This window comes from Escherichia sp. SCLE84 (assembly GCF_012584495.1).
GTDB lineage: Bacteria > Pseudomonadota > Gammaproteobacteria > Enterobacterales > Enterobacteriaceae > ECMA0423.
Map to the genome: position 1 here is coordinate 4,322,631 of NZ_CP051430.1, position 18,627 is coordinate 4,341,257.

Annotated in this window: 22 protein-coding genes; 15 read left to right on the forward strand and 7 right to left on the reverse strand. The window is 52.5% G+C overall.

Features of this window, described 5'->3' with window-relative positions:
- The first annotated feature begins 1 nt into the window (after position 1).
- The 11 genes from cysN (at position 2) to rpoS (ending at position 8,862) form a co-directional block, all read left to right on the forward strand.
- Positions 2-1,429, forward strand: a complete 1,428-nt coding sequence (gene cysN / locus HGD79_RS20915; protein ID WP_001090361.1) for a sulfate adenylyltransferase subunit CysN — start codon at positions 2-4, stop codon at positions 1,427-1,429.
- Positions 1,429-2,034, forward strand: coding sequence for an adenylyl-sulfate kinase (gene cysC, locus HGD79_RS20920; protein ID WP_001173673.1), 606 nt, complete (start codon positions 1,429-1,431; stop codon positions 2,032-2,034). Before cysN ends, cysC begins: the two co-directional genes overlap by 1 nt.
- Before the next feature lie 49 nt (positions 2,035-2,083).
- Positions 2,084-2,407 carry a DUF3561 family protein gene (locus HGD79_RS20925; RefSeq protein ID WP_001246104.1) on the forward strand — a complete coding sequence of 108 codons (324 nt, stop codon included), beginning with the start codon at positions 2,084-2,086 and terminating at the stop codon, positions 2,405-2,407.
- 193 nt (positions 2,408-2,600) lie between these two features.
- On the forward strand, positions 2,601-2,912 hold the full coding sequence (gene ftsB, locus HGD79_RS20930) for a cell division protein FtsB (RefSeq protein ID WP_000517476.1): 312 nt from the start codon (positions 2,601-2,603) through the stop codon (positions 2,910-2,912).
- Positions 2,913-2,930: 18 nt separating this feature from the next.
- Positions 2,931-3,641 (forward strand): 2-C-methyl-D-erythritol 4-phosphate cytidylyltransferase, encoded by a 711-nt coding sequence (ispD, locus tag HGD79_RS20935; RefSeq protein ID WP_000246136.1) that lies wholly within the window; start codon positions 2,931-2,933, stop codon positions 3,639-3,641.
- Positions 3,641-4,120 carry a 2-C-methyl-D-erythritol 2,4-cyclodiphosphate synthase gene (ispF, locus tag HGD79_RS20940; RefSeq protein ID WP_001219242.1) on the forward strand — a complete coding sequence of 160 codons (480 nt, stop codon included), beginning with the start codon at positions 3,641-3,643 and terminating at the stop codon, positions 4,118-4,120. The genes ispD and ispF overlap by 1 nt, the downstream gene beginning before the upstream one ends.
- Positions 4,117-5,166: a tRNA pseudouridine(13) synthase TruD gene (truD, locus tag HGD79_RS20945; RefSeq protein WP_000568943.1), complete on the forward strand. Its 1,050-nt coding sequence runs from the start codon at positions 4,117-4,119 to the stop codon at positions 5,164-5,166. The genes ispF and truD overlap by 4 nt, the downstream gene beginning before the upstream one ends.
- Positions 5,147-5,908, forward strand: coding sequence for a 5'/3'-nucleotidase SurE (gene surE, locus HGD79_RS20950; RefSeq protein ID WP_001295182.1), 762 nt, complete (start codon positions 5,147-5,149; stop codon positions 5,906-5,908). The genes truD and surE overlap by 20 nt, the downstream gene beginning before the upstream one ends.
- Positions 5,902-6,528: a protein-L-isoaspartate O-methyltransferase gene (gene pcm, locus HGD79_RS20955; RefSeq protein ID WP_000254708.1), complete on the forward strand. Its 627-nt coding sequence runs from the start codon at positions 5,902-5,904 to the stop codon at positions 6,526-6,528. The genes surE and pcm overlap by 7 nt, the downstream gene beginning before the upstream one ends.
- A 184-nt stretch (positions 6,529-6,712) precedes the next feature.
- The gene (nlpD, locus tag HGD79_RS20960) at positions 6,713-7,807 is read left to right on the forward strand and encodes a murein hydrolase activator NlpD (RefSeq protein ID WP_224692580.1); all 1,095 of its coding nucleotides are present in this window, start codon (positions 6,713-6,715) and stop codon (positions 7,805-7,807) included.
- A gap of 62 nt (positions 7,808-7,869) precedes the next feature.
- Positions 7,870-8,862 (forward strand): RNA polymerase sigma factor RpoS, encoded by a 993-nt coding sequence (gene rpoS, locus HGD79_RS20965; protein WP_000081550.1) that lies wholly within the window; start codon positions 7,870-7,872, stop codon positions 8,860-8,862.
- 120 nt (positions 8,863-8,982) lie between these two features.
- On the opposite strand, the gene HGD79_RS20970 is transcribed toward rpoS, so the two are convergent.
- Complete coding sequence (locus tag HGD79_RS20970; protein ID WP_001208070.1) at positions 8,983-9,390, reverse strand: MarR family transcriptional regulator; 408 nt, start codon at positions 9,388-9,390, stop codon at positions 8,983-8,985.
- 146 nt (positions 9,391-9,536) lie between these two features.
- Between HGD79_RS20970 and HGD79_RS20975 the strand changes: the two genes are divergently transcribed.
- From HGD79_RS20975 to HGD79_RS20985, 3 genes are read left to right on the forward strand one after another with little or no spacing between them, the layout of a single operon-like run.
- A complete protein-coding gene (locus tag HGD79_RS20975) occupies positions 9,537-10,130 on the forward strand; it encodes a non-oxidative hydroxyarylic acid decarboxylases subunit B (RefSeq protein ID WP_000767716.1) in 594 nt (197 codons plus the stop codon).
- Positions 10,130-11,557 carry a non-oxidative hydroxyarylic acid decarboxylases subunit C gene (locus HGD79_RS20980; protein ID WP_021534491.1) on the forward strand — a complete coding sequence of 476 codons (1,428 nt, stop codon included), beginning with the start codon at positions 10,130-10,132 and terminating at the stop codon, positions 11,555-11,557. The genes HGD79_RS20975 and HGD79_RS20980 overlap by 1 nt, the downstream gene beginning before the upstream one ends.
- Before the next feature lie 10 nt (positions 11,558-11,567).
- Complete coding sequence (locus HGD79_RS20985) at positions 11,568-11,804, forward strand: non-oxidative hydroxyarylic acid decarboxylases subunit D (RefSeq protein ID WP_000562984.1); 237 nt, start codon at positions 11,568-11,570, stop codon at positions 11,802-11,804.
- A 38-nt stretch (positions 11,805-11,842) separates the two neighbouring features.
- On the opposite strand, the gene HGD79_RS20990 is transcribed toward HGD79_RS20985, so the two are convergent.
- The 5 genes from HGD79_RS20990 to ltnD form a co-directional block, all read right to left on the reverse strand.
- Positions 11,843-13,207: a GntP family transporter gene (locus HGD79_RS20990; protein ID WP_000104439.1), complete on the reverse strand. Its 1,365-nt coding sequence runs from the start codon at positions 13,205-13,207 to the stop codon at positions 11,843-11,845.
- 88 nt (positions 13,208-13,295) lie between these two features.
- A complete protein-coding gene (locus HGD79_RS20995; protein WP_001136918.1) occupies positions 13,296-14,072 on the reverse strand; it encodes an HPr family phosphocarrier protein in 777 nt (258 codons plus the stop codon).
- 4 nt (positions 14,073-14,076) lie between these two features.
- A complete protein-coding gene (locus HGD79_RS21000) occupies positions 14,077-14,715 on the reverse strand; it encodes an aldolase (protein ID WP_001278994.1) in 639 nt (212 codons plus the stop codon).
- Positions 14,712-15,974 carry a 3-oxo-tetronate kinase gene (otnK, locus tag HGD79_RS21005; RefSeq protein WP_000590397.1) on the reverse strand — a complete coding sequence of 421 codons (1,263 nt, stop codon included), beginning with the start codon at positions 15,972-15,974 and terminating at the stop codon, positions 14,712-14,714. Before otnK ends, HGD79_RS21000 begins: the two co-directional genes overlap by 4 nt.
- Positions 15,971-16,879, reverse strand: a complete 909-nt coding sequence (ltnD, locus tag HGD79_RS21010; protein WP_000847985.1) for an L-threonate dehydrogenase — start codon at positions 16,877-16,879, stop codon at positions 15,971-15,973. Before ltnD ends, otnK begins: the two co-directional genes overlap by 4 nt.
- Before the next feature lie 195 nt (positions 16,880-17,074).
- On the opposite strand from ltnD, the gene ygbI reads away from it, so the two are divergent.
- Entirely contained in the window at positions 17,075-17,842 is a 768-nt protein-coding gene (gene ygbI / locus HGD79_RS21015; protein ID WP_001297141.1) for a DNA-binding transcriptional repressor YgbI, read from the forward strand.
- A 50-nt stretch (positions 17,843-17,892) separates the two neighbouring features.
- Here ygbI and pphB read toward each other — a convergent pair whose 3' ends face one another.
- Positions 17,893-18,549, reverse strand: coding sequence for a protein-serine/threonine phosphatase (gene pphB / locus HGD79_RS21020; protein WP_001141340.1), 657 nt, complete (start codon positions 18,547-18,549; stop codon positions 17,893-17,895).
- Positions 18,550-18,627: the final 78 nt, after the last annotated feature.

Consider the following 18,627-nt stretch of genomic DNA (forward strand, 5'->3'; position numbering starts at 1 on the left):
GATGAACACCGCACTTGCACAACAAATCGCCAATGAAGGCGGCGTCGAAGCCTGGATGATTGCGCAACAACATAAAAGCCTGCTGCGTTTTCTGACCTGTGGTAGCGTCGATGACGGCAAAAGTACTCTGATTGGTCGTCTGCTGCACGATACCCGCCAAATCTACGAAGATCAGCTCTCATCGCTGCATAACGACAGTAAGCGTCACGGCACCCAGGGCGAAAAGCTGGATCTGGCTCTGCTGGTGGACGGCCTGCAAGCTGAGCGCGAACAGGGCATCACCATTGACGTGGCCTACCGCTATTTCTCTACCGAGAAGCGTAAATTTATTATCGCCGACACCCCAGGGCACGAGCAGTACACCCGCAATATGGCGACTGGCGCATCGACATGTGAACTGGCGATCTTACTGATCGATGCCCGTAAAGGCGTGCTCGATCAAACCCGTCGTCACAGTTTTATCTCCACACTGTTGGGGATCAAACATCTGGTCGTGGCGATCAACAAAATGGATCTGGTGGATTACAGTGAAGAGACGTTCACCCGTATTCGTGAAGATTATTTGACCTTTGCCGGGCAGCTGCCGGGTAATCTGGATATCCGCTTTGTGCCGCTCTCTGCACTGGAAGGCGACAACGTGGCATCGCAAAGTGAAAGTATGCCGTGGTACAGCGGTCCGACACTGCTCGAAGTGCTGGAAACCGTGGAGATCCAGCGAGTGGTGGATGCTCAGCCAATGCGCTTCCCGGTGCAGTACGTTAATCGCCCGAATCTCGATTTTCGTGGTTACGCCGGAACGCTGGCATCCGGTCGCGTGGAAGTCGGGCAACGTGTCAAAGTGCTGCCCTCTGGTGTGGAATCAAACGTCGCGCGGATCGTGACTTTTGATGGTGATCGCGAAGAAGCCTTTGCCGGAGAAGCGATCACCCTGGTGCTGACGGATGAGATCGACATCAGCCGTGGCGATCTGCTGCTGGCGGCAGACGAAGCGTTACCGGCGGTGCAGAGCGCGTCGGTGGATGTGGTATGGATGGCGGAACAGCCGCTTTCTCCAGGGCAGAGTTACGACATCAAAATTGCCGGTAAGAAGACGCGCGCGCGTGTTGATGGCATTCGCTATCAGGTTGATATTAATAACCTTACCCAGCGTGAAGTTGAAAACCTGCCACTGAATGGGATCGGCCTCGTGGATCTCACTTTTGACGAGCCGCTGGTGTTAGATCGTTATCAACAAAATCCGGTGACGGGTGGGCTGATTTTTATCGATCGCCTGAGCAATGTGACCGTGGGTGCCGGTATGGTGCACGAGCCAGTTAGCCAGGCAACTGCTGCGCCATCTGAATTTAGTGCATTCGAACTGGAATTGAATGCTCTGGTTCGCCGCCACTTTCCGCACTGGGGCGCGCGCGATTTGCTGGGGGATAAATAATGGCGCTGCATGACGAAAACGTCGTCTGGCATAGCCATCCGGTCACTGTGCAACAACGCGAGCTACACCACGGTCATCGTGGTGTAGTGCTGTGGTTTACCGGCCTCTCCGGGTCCGGTAAATCAACGGTCGCCGGGGCGCTGGAGGAGGCGTTACATAAACTCGGCGTCAGTACGTATCTGCTGGATGGCGATAATGTTCGCCACGGATTATGCAGCGATCTCGGTTTTAGCGATGCCGATCGTAAAGAGAATATCCGTCGCGTCGGTGAAGTGGCGAATTTGATGGTTGAAGCCGGACTGGTGGTGCTGACCGCATTTATCTCGCCACACCGCGCCGAACGCCAGATGGTTCGCGAACGCGTAGGAGAAGGGCGCTTTATCGAAGTGTTTGTCGATACGCCGTTGGCGATTTGCGAAGCCCGCGATCCAAAAGGCTTATATAAGAAAGCGCGTGCCGGTGAACTGCGCAACTTTACGGGAATAGATTCCGTTTACGAAGCGCCTGAATCGGCAGAAATTCATCTCAATGGTGAACAATTAGTAACAAATTTGGTACAGCAATTATTAGATCTGTTGAGACAGAACGATATTATCAGATCCTGAGACACCGCCGGGTTTCCATGCCCGGTTCGTCAAAGTAACAGGATCAAATATGCGTAATAGCCATAACATTACACTAACAAATAACGACAGCCTTACTGAGGATGAAGAAACCACATGGTCACTGCCTGGTGCCGTGGTCGGTTTTATCTCCTGGTTATTTGCGCTGGCGATGCCGATGTTGATTTATGGCTCTAACACGCTGTTCTTCTTTATCTACACCTGGCCTTTCTTTCTGGCGCTGATGCCCGTCGCGGTAGTGGTGGGGATTGCGCTGCATTCATTGATGGACGGAAAGCTACGCTACAGTATTGTTTTCACCCTGGTGACTGTAGGCATTATGTTTGGCGCACTGTTTATGTGGCTACTGGGCTAATTTGTACTTTCTTGTCTCCTCTGTTCATAATTCAAACCGTAACTAATAATGAGATTATGTTCTGCACGCCCTGGGTATACGTAACAATGGACAAATGTGGTACATTTGCCCGCGTTGTCGCGGTATCCCCAACAGAGGATGTAGAGTCGTCTTCGGATGCATGGGATGATGATGCCGTTTTTCAGGGGGCAGGATGGGTAAACTAACGCTGCTGTTGCTGGCTATTCTGGTCTGGCTACAGTATTCGCTGTGGTTCGGTAAGAACGGTATACATGACTATACCCGCGTCAATGATGATGTGGCGGCACAGCAAGCTACAAACGCGAAACTTAAAGCGCGAAACGATCAACTTTTTGCCGAAATTGACGATCTCAATGGCGGCCAGGAGGCGCTCGAAGAGCGTGCGCGTAATGAACTCAGCATGACCAGGCCGGGCGAAACTTTTTATCGTCTGGTGCCTGACGCGTCGAAGCGCGCACAGTCTGCGGGGCAAAACAATCGATAAATCAGCCCGGGAATTAACATGGCAACCACTCATTTGGATGTTTGCGCCGTGGTTCCGGCGGCCGGATTTGGCCGTCGAATGCAAACGGAATGTCCTAAGCAATATCTCTCAATCGGTAATCAAACCATTCTTGAACACTCGGTGCATGCGCTGCTGGCGCATCCCCGGGTGAAACGTGTCGTCATTGCCATAAGTCCTGGCGATAGCCGTTTTGCACAAATTCCTCTGGCGAATCATCCGCAAATCACCGTTGTAGATGGCGGTGATGAGCGTGCCGATTCCGTGCTGGCAGGTCTGAAAGCCGCTGGCGACGCGCAGTGGGTATTGGTGCATGACGCCGCTCGTCCTTGTCTGCATCAGGATGACCTCGCGCGATTGTTGGCGTTGAGCGAAACCAGCCGCACGGGGGGGATCCTAGCCGCACCAGTGCGCGATACTATGAAACGTGCCGAACCGGGCAAAAATGCCATTGCTCATACCGTTGATCGCAACGGCTTATGGCACGCGCTGACGCCGCAATTTTTCCCTCGTGAGCTGTTACATGACTGTCTGACGCGCGCTCTAAATGAAGGCGCGACTATTACTGACGAAGCCTCGGCGCTGGAATATTGCGGATTTCATCCGCAGTTGGTCGAAGGCCGCGCGGATAACATTAAAGTCACGCGCCCGGAGGATTTGGCACTGGCCGAGTTTTACCTCACCCGAACCATCCATCAGGAGAATACATAATGCGAATTGGACACGGTTTTGACGTACACGCCTTTGGCGGTGAAGGCCCAATTATCATTGGTGGCGTACGCATTCCTTACGAAAAAGGATTGCTGGCGCATTCTGATGGCGACGTGGCGCTCCATGCGTTGACCGATGCATTGCTTGGCGCGGCGGCGCTGGGGGATATCGGCAAGCTGTTCCCGGATACCGATCCGGCATTTAAAGGTGCCGATAGCCGCGAGCTGCTACGCGAAGCCTGGCGTCGTATTCAGGCGAAGGGTTATACCCTTGGCAACGTCGATGTCACTATCATCGCTCAGGCACCGAAGATGTTGCCGCACATTCCACAAATGCGCGTGTTTATTGCCGAAGATCTCGGCTGCCATATGGATGATGTTAACGTGAAAGCCACTACTACGGAAAAACTGGGATTTACCGGACGTGGGGAAGGGATTGCCTGTGAAGCGGTGGCGCTACTCATTAAGGCAACAAAATGATTGAGTTTGATAATCTCACTTACCTCCACGGTAAACCGCAAGGCACCGGGCTGCTGAAAGCCAATCCGGAAGACTTTGTGGTGGTGGAAGATTTGGGCTTTGAGCCTGATGGTGAAGGTGAGCATATTCTGGTTAGAATCCTCAAAAACGGCTGCAATACCCGTTTTGTGGCGGATGCACTGGCGAAATTCCTGAAAATTCATGCCCGTGAAGTCAGCTTCGCTGGGCAAAAAGACAAACATGCTGTTACGGAACAGTGGTTATGCGCTCGCGTGCCGGGCAAGGAAATGCCCGATCTGAGCGCCTTTCAACTGGAAGGCTGCCAGGTGCTGGAGTATGCGCGGCACAAGCGCAAGCTGCGTTTAGGCGCGCTGAAAGGTAACGCCTTTACCCTGGTTCTGCGCGAAGTGAGCAATCGCGATGACGTTGAACAACGTCTGATCGATATTTGCGTAAAAGGTGTACCGAACTACTTCGGTGCCCAACGTTTTGGGATTGGCGGTAGCAACTTGCAGGGGGCGCAGCGCTGGGCGCAAACCAATACTCCGGTGCGCGATCGCAATAAACGGAGTTTTTGGTTGTCGGCAGCCCGCAGTGCGTTGTTTAATCAGATTGTTGCTGAGCGCCTCAAAAAAGCAGACGTTAATCAAGTTGTTGACGGCGATGCGCTACAATTAGCCGGACGTGGTAGCTGGTTTGTCGCAACCACCGAAGAACTGGCGGAATTACAGCGTCGCGTTAACGATAAAGAGCTGATGATAACCGCCGCATTGCCGGGCAGTGGCGAATGGGGAACTCAGCGTGAAGCGCTGGCATTCGAACAAGCAGCTGTTGCCGCAGAAACTGAATTACAAGCTTTACTGGTGCGCGAAAAAGTTGAAGCCGCGCGCAGAGCGATGCTGCTGTATCCGCAACAATTAAGCTGGAATTGGTGGGATGACGTCACCGTAGAGATCCGTTTCTGGCTTCCGGCGGGTAGTTTTGCAACCAGCGTTGTCAGGGAACTTATCAACACAACAGGTGATTATGCGCATATTGCTGAGTAATGATGACGGGGTACATGCACCCGGTATACAAACGCTGGCGAAAGCCTTGCGTGAGTTTGCTGACGTTCAGGTGGTCGCCCCCGATCGTAACCGCAGCGGCGCTTCAAATTCTCTGACACTGGAATCCTCCCTGCGCACGTTTACCTTTGAAAATGGTGATATTGCTGTGCAAATGGGAACCCCGACCGATTGCGTCTATCTTGGCGTGAATGCTCTGATGCGTCCGCGCCCGGACATTGTTGTGTCCGGAATTAACGCCGGGCCGAATCTGGGGGATGATGTTATTTATTCCGGTACGGTAGCCGCCGCGATGGAAGGCCGTCATTTAGGTTTTCCGGCGCTTGCCGTCTCGCTTGACGGGCATAAACATTACGACACTGCCGCGGCGGTAACCTGTTCAATTTTGCGCGCACTGTGTAAAGAGCCGCTGCGCACCGGGCGTATTCTTAATATTAACGTTCCGGATTTACCCTTGGATCAAATCAAAGGTATTCGCGTGACGCGCTGCGGTACACGACATCCGGCAGATCAGGTGATCCCGCAGCAAGATCCGCGCGGCAATACGCTGTACTGGATTGGCCCGCCGGGCGGTAAATGTGATGCCGGTCCGGGGACCGATTTTGCTGCGGTAGATGAGGGCTATGTCTCCATCACGCCGCTGCATGTGGATTTAACTGCGCATAGCGCGCAAGATGTGGTTTCAGACTGGTTAAACAGCGTGGGAGTTGGCACGCAATGGTAAGCAGACGCGTACAAGCACTTCTGGATCAATTACGTGCGCAAGGTATTCAGGATGAGCAGGTGCTGAATGCACTTGCTGCCGTGCCGCGTGAAAAATTCGTTGATGAAGCGTTTGAACAAAAAGCCTGGGACAATATCGCCTTGCCGATAGGTCAGGGGCAGACAATTTCGCAGCCGTATATGGTGGCGCGAATGACCGAATTACTCGAGCTGACGCCGCAGTCGCGGGTGCTGGAAATTGGCACCGGTTCGGGATATCAAACGGCAATCCTGGCGCATCTTGTCCAGCATGTTTGCTCGGTCGAACGGATCAAAGGTTTGCAGTGGCAGGCGCGTCGCCGCCTGAAAAATCTTGATTTACATAATGTTTCAACCCGTCATGGCGATGGATGGCAAGGTTGGCAGGCACGCGCGCCGTTTGACGCTATCATTGTTACGGCGGCACCGCCGGAAATTCCAACTGCGCTAATGACGCAGCTGGACGAAGGCGGGATTCTCGTCTTACCCGTAGGGGAGGAGCACCAGTATTTGAAACGGGTGCGTCGTCGGGGAGGCGAATTTATTATCGATACCGTGGAGGCCGTGCGCTTTGTCCCTTTAGTGAAGGGTGAGCTGGCTTAAAACGTGAGGAAATACCTGGATTTTTCCTGGTTATTTTGCCGCAGGTCAGCGTATCGTGAACATCTTTTCCAGTGTTCAGTAGGGTGCCTTGCACGGTAATTATGTCACTGGTTATTAACCAATTTTTCCTGGGGGATAAATGAGCGCGGGAAGCCCAAAATTCACCGTTCGCCGCATTGCGGCTTTGTCACTGGTTTCGCTATGGCTGGCAGGCTGTTCTGACACTTCAAATCCACCGGCACCGGTCAGCTCCGTTAATGGCAATGCGCCTGCAAATACCAATTCTGGTATGTTGATTACGCCGCCGCCGAAAATGGGGACGACGTCTACAGCCCAGCAACCGCAAATTCAGCCGGTACAGCAGCCACAAATTCAGGCTACTCAACAACCGCAAATCCAGCCAGTGCAGCCAGTAGCTCAGCAGCCGGTACAGATGGAAAACGGACGCATCGTCTATAACCGTCAGTATGGGAACATTCCGAAAGGCAGTTATAGCGGCAGTACCTATACCGTGAAAAAAGGCGACACACTTTTCTATATCGCCTGGATTACTGGTAACGATTTCCGTGACCTTGCTCAGCGCAACAATATTCAGGCACCATACGCGCTGAACGTTGGTCAGACCTTGCAGGTGGGTAATGCTTCCGGTACGCCAATCACTGGCGGAAATGCCATTACCCAGGCCGACGCAGCAGAGCAAGGAGTTGTGATCAAGCCTGCACAAAATTCCACCGTTGCTGTTGCGTCGCAACCGACAATTACGTATTCTGAATCTTCGGGTGAACAGAGTGCTAACAAAATGTTGCCGAACAACAAGCCAGCTGCGACCACGGTCACAGCGCCTGTAACGGTACCAACAGCAAGCACAACCGAGCCAACTGTCAGCAGTACATCAACCAGTACGCCTATCTCCACCTGGCGCTGGCCGACTGAGGGCAAAGTGATCGAAACCTTTGGCGCTTCTGAGGGGGGCAACAAGGGGATTGATATCGCAGGCAGCAAAGGACAGGCAATTATCGCGACCGCAGATGGCCGCGTTGTTTATGCTGGTAACGCGCTGCGCGGCTACGGTAATCTGATTATCATCAAACATAATGATGATTACCTGAGTGCCTACGCCCATAACGACACAATGCTGGTCCGGGAACAACAAGAAGTGAAGGCGGGGCAAAAAATAGCAACCATGGGTAGCACCGGAACCAGTTCAACACGCTTGCATTTTGAAATTCGTTACAAGGGGAAATCCGTAAACCCGCTGCGTTATTTGCCGCAGCGATAAATCGGCGGAACCAGGCTTTTGCTTGAATGTTCCGTCAAGGGATCACGGGTAGGAGCCACCTTATGAGTCAGAATACGCTGAAAGTTCATGATTTAAATGAAGATGCGGAATTTGATGAGAACGGAGTTGAGGTTTTTGACGAAAAGGCCTTAGTAGAAGAGGAACCCAGTGATAACGATTTGGCCGAAGAGGAACTGTTATCGCAGGGAGCCACACAGCGTGTGTTGGACGCGACTCAGCTTTACCTTGGTGAGATTGGTTATTCACCACTGTTAACGGCCGAAGAAGAAGTTTATTTTGCGCGTCGCGCACTGCGTGGAGATGTCGCCTCTCGCCGCCGGATGATCGAGAGTAACTTGCGTCTGGTGGTAAAAATTGCCCGCCGTTATGGCAATCGTGGTCTGGCGTTGCTGGACCTTATCGAAGAGGGCAACCTGGGGCTGATCCGCGCGGTAGAGAAGTTTGACCCGGAACGTGGTTTCCGCTTCTCAACATACGCAACCTGGTGGATTCGCCAGACGATTGAACGGGCGATTATGAACCAAACCCGTACTATTCGTTTGCCGATTCACATCGTAAAGGAGCTGAACGTTTACCTGCGAACCGCACGTGAGTTGTCCCATAAGCTGGACCATGAACCAAGTGCGGAAGAGATCGCAGAGCAACTGGATAAGCCAGTTGATGACGTCAGCCGTATGCTTCGTCTTAACGAGCGCATTACCTCGGTAGACACCCCGCTGGGTGGTGATTCCGAAAAAGCGTTGCTGGACATCCTGGCCGATGAAAAAGAGAACGGTCCGGAAGATACCACGCAAGATGACGATATGAAGCAGAGCATCGTCAAATGGCTGTTCGAGCTGAACGCCAAACAGCGTGAAGTGCTGGCACGTCGATTCGGTTTGCTGGGGTACGAAGCGGCAACACTGGAAGATGTAGGTCGTGAAATTGGCCTCACCCGTGAACGTGTTCGCCAGATTCAGGTTGAAGGCCTGCGCCGTTTGCGCGAAATCCTGCAAACGCAGGGGCTGAATATCGAAGCGCTGTTCCGCGAGTAAGTAAGCATCTGTCAGAAAGGCCAGTCTCAAGCGAGGCTGGCCTTTTTTCTTTCGGTTGGTGAGTCGGTGTATTTGTAGTCTGGATAAGACGCGATAGCGTCGCATCCGGAAATTTGCCCCCTATGCGTTCATCATCTTGCGCACCAGCTGCATAAACAGCTCCTGCTCTTCTCCACTCAAACGCCCCAAAAATTCCTCATCCACGCTGTCACCAATGGGTATCGCCGCAGCAAGTATCTTTTCGCCTTCGGCAGTCAACCAGACAAAGCGTCGCCGCTTATCAGCGGGGTCATGTTCACGTCTGACTAAGCCACGATTTTCCATTCTTGCCAACATTTCTGCTAACGTTGCTTTGGTGCTGACAGCTGCTTCTATCAGTGCCACCTGTTCGATACCAGGTTTATCAGCAATGGCGCGCATCACCGCGTACTGTGGTTTGGTCAGGTCAGGTAACTCGTGCTGCCAGCGAGCCGTGTGCTGCTGAAAAAGCTGTCGTAACTGATGGAACGCTTTATTTCGTAACGCCATGTAAACTCCGGGCTAATTCTCTGTCGCTATCATAGCGGTTTTTTAGTGACGAAGAAGATGTTGTTACTTTTCAATCCTTGCCGCTGTGGAAATGAAGGAGTATGTTAATAATAATGTTCGTATACGAACAATTAAGAGGATAAGCAATGAAACTGATCGTCGGGATGACAGGGGCTACCGGTGCGCCTCTTGGTGTGGCATTACTGCAAGCGCTGCGGGAGATGCCGAATGTCGAGACTCATCTGGTGATGTCGAAGTGGGCGAAAACCACCATTGAACTGGAAACGCCTTACAGCGCTCGCGATGTTGCTGCCCTCGCAGACTTCAGCCATAACCCGGCGGATCAGGCGGCGATCATCTCATCCGGTTCTTTTCGTACCGACGGCATGATCGTTATTCCGTGCAGTATGAAAACGCTCGCCGGTATCCGCGCTGGTTACGCCGATGGCCTGGTAGGGCGCGCGGCGGACGTCGTGCTCAAAGAAGGCCGCAAACTGGTGCTGGTGCCGCGTGAAATGCCGCTTAGCACCATCCATCTCGAAAATATGCTCGCACTTTCACGCATGGGCGTGGCGATGGTGCCGCCGATGCCTGCCTTTTATAACCATCCCGAAACGGTAGATGACATTGTCCACCATGTGGTAGCCCGCGTGCTGGATAAATTTGGCCTCGAACATCCCCATGCCAGGCGCTGGCAAGGATTGCCGCAGGCCCGGAATTTTTCTCAGGAGAATGAATAATGGCATTTGATGATTTACGCAGCTTTTTACAGGCGCTTGATGACCACGGCCAGTTACTGAAAATCAGCGAAGAGGTGAACGCTGAGCCGGATCTGGCAGCAGCAGCTAACGCCACCGGGCGTATCGGCGACGGCGCGCCCGCGCTGTGGTTTGATAATATTCGCGGCTTTACCGATGCCCGCGTGACGATGAATACCATCGGTTCCTGGCAGAACCACGCGATTTCCCTTGGCCTGCCACCAAACACCCCGGTCAAAAAGCAGATTGATGAGTTTATCCGCCGCTGGGATAACTTCCCGATTGCCCCGGAGCGCCGCGCCAATCCAGCCTGGGCGCAGAACACCGTCGATGGCGAAGAGATTAACCTGTTCGATATCCTGCCGCTGTTTCGTTTAAACGATGGCGATGGCGGTTTCTATCTCGACAAAGCCTGCGTGGTTTCCCGCGATCCGCTCGACCCAGATAACTTCGGCAAGCAGAACGTCGGCATCTACCGCATGGAAGTGAAGGGCAAGCGTAAGCTCGGCCTGCAACCGGTGCCGATGCACGATATCGCCCTGCATCTGCATAAAGCAGAAGAGCGCGGTGAAGATCTGCCGATTGCGATCACGCTCGGTAACGATCCGATCATCACGCTGATGGGGGCCACGCCGCTGAAATACGATCAGTCTGAGTATGAAATGGCAGGCGCGCTGCGTGAAAGCCCGTACCCGATCGCCACCGCCCCGCTGACCGGTTTTGATGTGCCGTGGGGTTCAGAAGTGATCCTCGAAGGGGTTATCGAAAGCCGTAAACGCGAAATCGAAGGGCCGTTCGGTGAGTTTACCGGGCACTACTCCGGTGGGCGCAACATGACCGTGGTGCGCATCGATAAAGTCTCTTATCGCAGCAAACCGATTTTCGAATCACTCTATCTCGGTATGCCGTGGACCGAAATCGACTACCTGATGGGGCCAGCCACCTGCGTACCGCTGTATCAACAACTGAAAGCCGAGTTCCCGGAAGTGCAGGCGGTAAATGCCATGTACACCCACGGCCTGCTGGCGATTATCTCCACCAAAAAACGCTACGGCGGCTTTGCCCGCGCGGTGGGCCTGCGTGCGATGACCACGCCGCATGGTCTGGGCTACGTGAAGATGGTGATTATGGTCGATGAAGACGTTGACCCGTTCAACCTGCCGCAGGTGATGTGGGCGCTCTCCTCGAAAGTGAACCCGGCAGGGGATTTGGTGCAGTTGCCGAATATGTCCGTGCTGGAACTCGATCCAGGCTCAAGCCCTGCGGGGATCACCGACAAGCTGATTATCGACGCCACTACGCCTGTCGCCCCGGACAACCGTGGTCACTACAGCCAACCGGTGGTGGATTTACCGGAAACCAAAGCCTGGGCTGAAAAACTGACCGCTATGCTGGCTGCACGTAAATAAGGAGAAGAAGATGATTTGTCCACGTTGTGCCGATGAACAGATTGAAGTGATGGCGAAATCGCCGGTGAAAGATGTCTGGACGGTATATCAGTGCCAGCATTGCCTTTATACCTGGCGCGATACCGAACCGCTGCGCCGTACCAGCCGCGAACATTATCCCGAAGCGTTCCGCATGACGCAGAAAGATATTGATGACGCGCCAATGGTGCCGAGCATCCCGCCGCTGCTGGTGGAAGGTAAGCGTTAAATAAAAGGTCCGATGCCCATCGGACCTTTTTATTAAGGTCAAATTACCGCCCATACGCACCAGGTAATTAAGAATCCGGTAAAACCGAGAATGGTCGTTAACACTGTCCAGGTTTTCAGACCGTCTGCTACCGACAACCCCAGATATTTGGTCACAATCCAGAACCCTGAGTCATTAATATGTGACGCGCCAAGCCCACCAAAGCAGGCTGCCAGCGTCACCAATACGCACTGAATCGGATTCAATCCCATCACCGCTTCTGAGAGTAACCCGCCGGTTGTCAGGATTGCTACGGTTGCTGACCCCTGCGATGCACGCAGAGCCAGTGAAATAATAAATGCGGCTGGTAACAGAGGCAGGTCAATCATTTGTAGCATATTGGCAAGGGCTTTGCCGACGCCCGATTCCACCAGCACTTTGCCAAATACCCCTCCAGCACCAGTAACCAAAATCACTACCGCCGCAGTGGGAAGGGCTGAGCCCATAATGTCGCTGGTGTGTTGTAAGCTCCAGCCGCGACGTAAAGCCAATAACCAGAATGCCAGCACCAGCGCAATCATTAGAGCTACCATTGGTGAGCCGATCAGCTGTAGCGTACCAAGCAGGGGATGCGAAGGCGGCATCAGTGTTGCGGAAACCGTACCCGCCATGATAATCGCGATAGGAATAACAATTAGCGAGGTGACCAGCGCGACGCCCGGTGGATTTATTTTATCGCTTAATTTTGTTGCGCCTTCCTCACTGGCCGGAGCCAGTTGCATCTGTTCCAGTACTTCCACCGACATCGCATATTGGCGCGTATTGATTATTTTCGCTGCAAAGTAGCCAACAATCCCTACGGGAATAGAAATCGCAATACCGATGATGGTTAGCCAGCCGATGTCTGCGTGGAGTAACCCCGCTGCGGCGACAGGGCCTGGATGCGGCGGTACCGCCACATGAACAGTTAGCATGATTCCAGCGACAGGCAGGCCAAATTTGAGTGGCGATATTTTGGCAACCTTGGCAAAACCGTAAATGATTGGCGCAAGAATAATAAAGCCGACATCAAAGAAGACGGGAATACCGAGGAAGAACGCTGCCAGAGTCAGCGCAGCGATAGTTCGTTTGTCACCTAACTTGCGACTGAAATAATTAGCCAGTGACTCTGCACCACCAGAGTGTTCGATCATACGCCCCAGCATAGCGCCCAGACCAATAATAATAGTGACGGAACCAAGCACACCGCCCATCCCGGCGATCATCACTTTACCCACTTCGCCCGCCGGTATACCCGCCGCAAGTGCGACTAACAGGCTGACGAGGAGCAGAGCAACGAATGGTTGTACCTTTGCCTTGATGACCAGCAGCAACAGCATGATTACGCCAGCTAACGCAATGCATAACAATGTAATTGTGGACATGGGAAACCCTGTCTGAAAGTTATAGTTAACCTACCCCATCCGTAGATGGGGGGATGTATGGGTACGTTGTAATTAGGGATTTAACGAATTAGCGCCAGGCGTCAAACCAGCCAAGCCCTTCTTCGGTGAGGCCACGAGGTTTATATTCACAACCGATCCAGCCCTGATATCCCACCTCATCGAACAGGCGGAACAGCCACGGATAGTTGATTTCTCCATCGTCCGGTTCATGTCGATCAGGTAGTCCGGCAATTTGTACGTGCGCATATTTCCCAGCGTAGTCGCGGATTAAATGCGTCAGGTTGCCATCTACTTTTTGCGCATGAAAAGTATCTAGTTGAATAAACACGTTATCTCGCGCAACCTCTTCAACAATAGCCAGTGCCTGATACTGGCTGGAGAAGAGATAATGAGGCTTAACGTCGGGGCTGAGTGCTTCAACTAATATTCGCTTGCCGTGTAGCGCAAAGCGGTCGGCAGCGTAGCGGAGATTATCGATAAATACTGCCCGGTACCGTTCAGCGTCTTCGCCAGCGGGCACGACGCCTGCCATCACATGGACTTGTTCACAATTGAGCGCCAATGCATATTCCAGTGCCAGGTCGATGTCTGCGTGTGCTTCGTGCTCACGTCCGGGAAGGGCGGATAATCCCCATTCCCCCGCATTAATATCTCCGGGAGCGGTATTGAACAGCGCCAGTGTCAGATGGTTTTGCTCCAGTTGCTTTTGGATTTGCAGGGTGGAGTAGTCATAGGGAAACAGAAATTCCACAGCATCGAACCCGGCTTTTCGCGCTGCGGCGAAGCGTTCAATAAAAGGCACTTCGGTGAACATCATGGATAAATTAGCTGCAAAACGAGGCATTGCATTAACTCCTTAATTCCGCAATTTCACCTGCGGTCAGATAACGGATCGGGCGGTCACCGAGAATAAAAATCAGCTTTGCCGTTTCCTCCAGCTCTTCCATATTGTTGGCGGCTTCTTGCAGGCTTTCACCGCAAACCACTGGGCCATGATTTGCCAGTAAAAAAGCCTGATTGTCTGCTGCCAGTTCCGCCAGATCCTGTGCGATGCGTTTATCGCCCGGTCGGTAATAAGGCACCAGCGGGACATTTCCCATCCGCATCACCACGTATGGTGTGAACGGACGAATAACGTTGCTGCTGTCCAGCCCTTGCAGGCAGGAAAGCGCCGTCGACCATGTGCTGTGCAAATGCACCACCGCTTTACAGCGCGGATTGTTGCGATACAGCGCCAGATGAAAGAGCACCTCTTTCGAGGGTTTGTCACCACTTAACCATTCGCCATCCGCGGCGACTTTGGAAAGCCGCTGCGGATCGAGATTGCCCAGGCATGAACCTGTCGGTGTCGCCAGTAAATTCCCGTCAGGTAAAAGCAGCGACAGATTGCCAGCCGAACCGGTTGCATAGCCGCGCTGAAAGAATGAACTGGCAATCCGCGTCATCTCCTCTCGCAAAGACTGCTCTACTTTTGCGAAATCGCTCATGATAAAAACTCTCTTTGGGCTCGTGAAAAAAAGGCTTCATCACCGAAGTTGCCAGATTTAAGGGCGAGTGAGACAGGCTTATCCAGTGCGTTTACCCACGGCACGCCGGGGGAAATGGTTGGGCCAATATGAAACCCTTTTATGCCCAGGCTCTGTGTGACTACGCCGGAGGTCTCACCGCCTGCGACAATAAAGCGTGTCACGCCTTCCGCTGCTAACCGCGCCGCTAGTTTAGAAAATAGAGTTTCTACTGCCTGACTGGCTTTTTGTGCACCGTATTGCTGTTGAATTGCTGCCAATGCGTCAGTGCTGGCGGTGGCAAAAACCAGTGGAGCAAGTACACTTTCCTGGCCCAGAACCCACTCTGCCAGTTCGTGTGCATAAGCGGCCAGAGTTTCGGTTGAGAGGCAGCGTGCCACATCAACTTCACGGGCTGGTGCAATTTGACGGTAATGTGCCACCTGGCGGTTGGTCATTTGAGAGCATGAACCGGAGAGCACTACGCCGCGCCCAGCGAGCGGACGCCCTGCTTCGCGAGCCTGGTTACCGTTTTCTTGCGCCCACTGCCGGGCCAGGCCAATCGCCAGACCAGAACCACCCGTTACCAGTGGGGCATCGCGCAAGGCTTCTCCCTGAATTTCCAGATGGTGTTCGGTCAGCGCATCAAGCACCGCGTAGCGGTAGCCCTCTTGCTGTAAGCGAGCCAGCTCTTGACGAACGGCATCCACACCTTGTTCGAAAACATGTGCCGAAACGACGCCGCAGCGCCCTGTGGATTGCGCTTCAACCAGACGGGGAAGATAGCTGTCGGTCATGGGATTTACCGGGTGATGGCGCATCCCGGATTCGGCCAGCAGTTGATTCATTACGAACAAATACCCCTGATAAACCGTACGTCCGTTGACCGGCAGGGCCGGAGAGAAGACCGTAAACGGCGTGTCGAGAGCATCCATTAATGCATCGGTAACCGGGCCGATATTACCTTTCGCCGTACTGTCGAAAGTAGAGCAGTATTTGAAATAGATCTGTTTGCAACCTTGCTGTTGCAACCAGCTCAGAGCCGCCAGCGATTGCTGTGTGGCTTCAACCACCGGACAGGAGCGCGTTTTCAGGCTGATCACCAGTGCGTCGATTGCTTCCGGCATTTTACCTGTTGGAACACCGTTAATTTGTACCGTTGGTAGACCGTTTTCCACCAGAAAACTGGCGATATCCGTCGCGCCGGTAAAATCATCGGCGATAACGCCAATCTTGATCATGATTTCGCTCCCGGTAGAGTGATGCCAGAGAAAATCTTGATAACTGCGCTATCGTCTTCTTTCCCGTAACCTGCGTTACTGGCGCTGGTGAACATATTCAATGCTGTTGAGGCCAATGGCAGCGGGAAGTGCAGGGCTTTGGCTGTATCGGCAACCAGACCAAGATCCTTAACAAAAATATCGACGGCTGAATGCGGGGTGTAATCGCCATCCACCACATGACGCATCCGGTTTTCGAACATCCAGGAATTTCCGGCGGCATTGGTCACGACGTCATACATCACATCCAGCGGGATCCCCGCACGGGCTGCAAGTGCCATCGCTTCGGCTCCGGCAGCAATATGTACGCCCGCTAACAACTGGTGAATAATTTTTACGGTCGAACCTAGTCCCGGTTCTGCACCTATGCGATAAACTTTTCCGGCAACGGCTTCCAGCACGGGTGCCAGTCGTTCAAAGGCAATATCGCTACCGGAGGCCATGACAGTCATTTCACCGTTAGCGGCTTTTACTGCACCACCAGAAACTGGCGCATCCAGCATTTCCAGATCGAATCCAGCCAGAGCGGTAGCAATTTCTTGCGCATCAGCACTAGCGATAGTGGAAGAAACCATTACTGCCGTACCGGGTTTCAGATGTTGTGCAACGCCTGTTTCACCAAACAGCACCTGTTTAACCTGGGCCGCATTGACCACCAGCACCAGCAGAGCGTCCAGTTTTTCGGCAAACGTCGCGGCGTTATCAGAAACCCCGCAAGCACCTGCCTCTTTCAACGTAGCGCAGGCATTGCTGTTCAGGTCTGCGCCCCAGGTAGAAAGACCTGCGCGGACACATGACAGTGCTGCTCCCATTCCCATTGACCCTAAGCCAACGATACCGACATGAAACTCAGATCCCGTTTTCATCTGCTCTCCTTGTTAATTTAAGTGATATTTTGTTTGATATTGTGAATATAAGCGCTGGAAGATAACGATATGGTGAGCTGATTCACATAAATTAACATTGTGTGTTATTTTATGTGAACTAAGCGTTAGTTGCGCCGCGCACGTTTCGCAGGCAAATAGCGTAGAATGTCAGCAGGACAAAGGAAGGAGCAAAAGTTGATACCCGTAGAGCGTCGCCAAATCATCCTTGAGATGGTAGCTGAAAAAGGCATTGTCAGTATTGCTGAACTAACGGACAGAATGAATGTGTCACATATGACCATTCGTCGGGATTTACAAAAACTGGAGCAGCAGGGAGCCGTTGTGCTGGTGTCCGGAGGCGTCCAGTCTCCGGGACGCGTGGCGCATGAACCTTCTCATCAGGTAAAAACTGCGCTGGCAATGACGCAAAAAGCGGCTATTGGCAAGCTGGCGGCAAGTCTTGTTCAGCCGGGAAGTTGTATCTATCTGGATGCGGGAACGACCACGTTAGCGATAGCACAGCATCTGATTCACATGGAGTCACTGACTGTGGTCACAAACGATTTCGTTATTGCGAACTACTTGCTCGACAACAGTAATTGCACAATTATTCACACTGGCGGTGCAGTGTGTCGGGAAAACCGTTCCTGTGTCGGGGAAGCCGCTGCGACCATGCTGCGCAGCCTGATGATTGATCAGGCTTTTATTTCTGCATCGTCATGGAGTGTGCGGGGGATTTCTACGCCAGCGGAAGATAAAGTCACGGTGAAACGGGCGATTGCCAGTGCCAGCCGCCAGCGAGTTTTGGTCTGTGATGCGACGAAATATGGTCAGGTGGCGACATGGCTGGCGTTACCATTAAGCGAGTTTGATCAGATTATCACAGACGACGGTTTGCCGGAGAGTGCCAGTCGCGCGCTGGCGAAGCAGGATCTCTCTTTGCTGGTTGCGAAAAATGAATAATGGCCTGCAATAACATTTGGTTACTCATGCTTCACAGAAGAAGCATGAGACTACTTTATTTTATAAAATGACAGCCGCCCGCTTTTCGGCGTGCCGGTATCAATATAAATCTGGTTAGCGAACGTCTGAATGTTATCAAACATCATATGTCCAAATATAAAATAATCAGCGCCGTTTATTTGTTGTAACTCGCCATTAAGCGATTTCTGCACACGATCAACAGGCCAGAGTAATTCGCTCTCCGCTATTTCTTTACCAAAGAGATATTCACTCCCCGGATAATCTGCATGTGCGATGACATATTTTATGTTGTCGTTAGTGATTTCAATAATATGTGGAAGATGATGGAATTTCAGCAACAGATCTATTGCCTCTTGTTGCTCTGAATCATTTAAATCGAAAAACCAGTCACCACCGCTGGCAAGCCACATATTTCCATCGCCAGTTTCGAATGCATCCAACGCCATCGCTTCGTGGTTGCCTTTAACCGACGTAAACCAGGGTTGGTTTAGCAGGCGCAGCACGTTAAGACTCTTCGGCCCACGATCAATATTATCGCCTGTGGAAATAAGTAAGTCGGTTTCAGGGTAAAAAGAGAGTTGATGTAAACGGGATTGTAATAACTGATATTCACCATGAATATCACCAACGACCCATATATGGCGATAGTGATGGGCATTGATTTTTTGATAGCGTGTAGATGGCATGGTTTTACCCTGTAAAATAAGCTTTCCTATTATACAGGGTATTTTTATTTGATTCGTCAGTTGTCGTTAATATTCCCG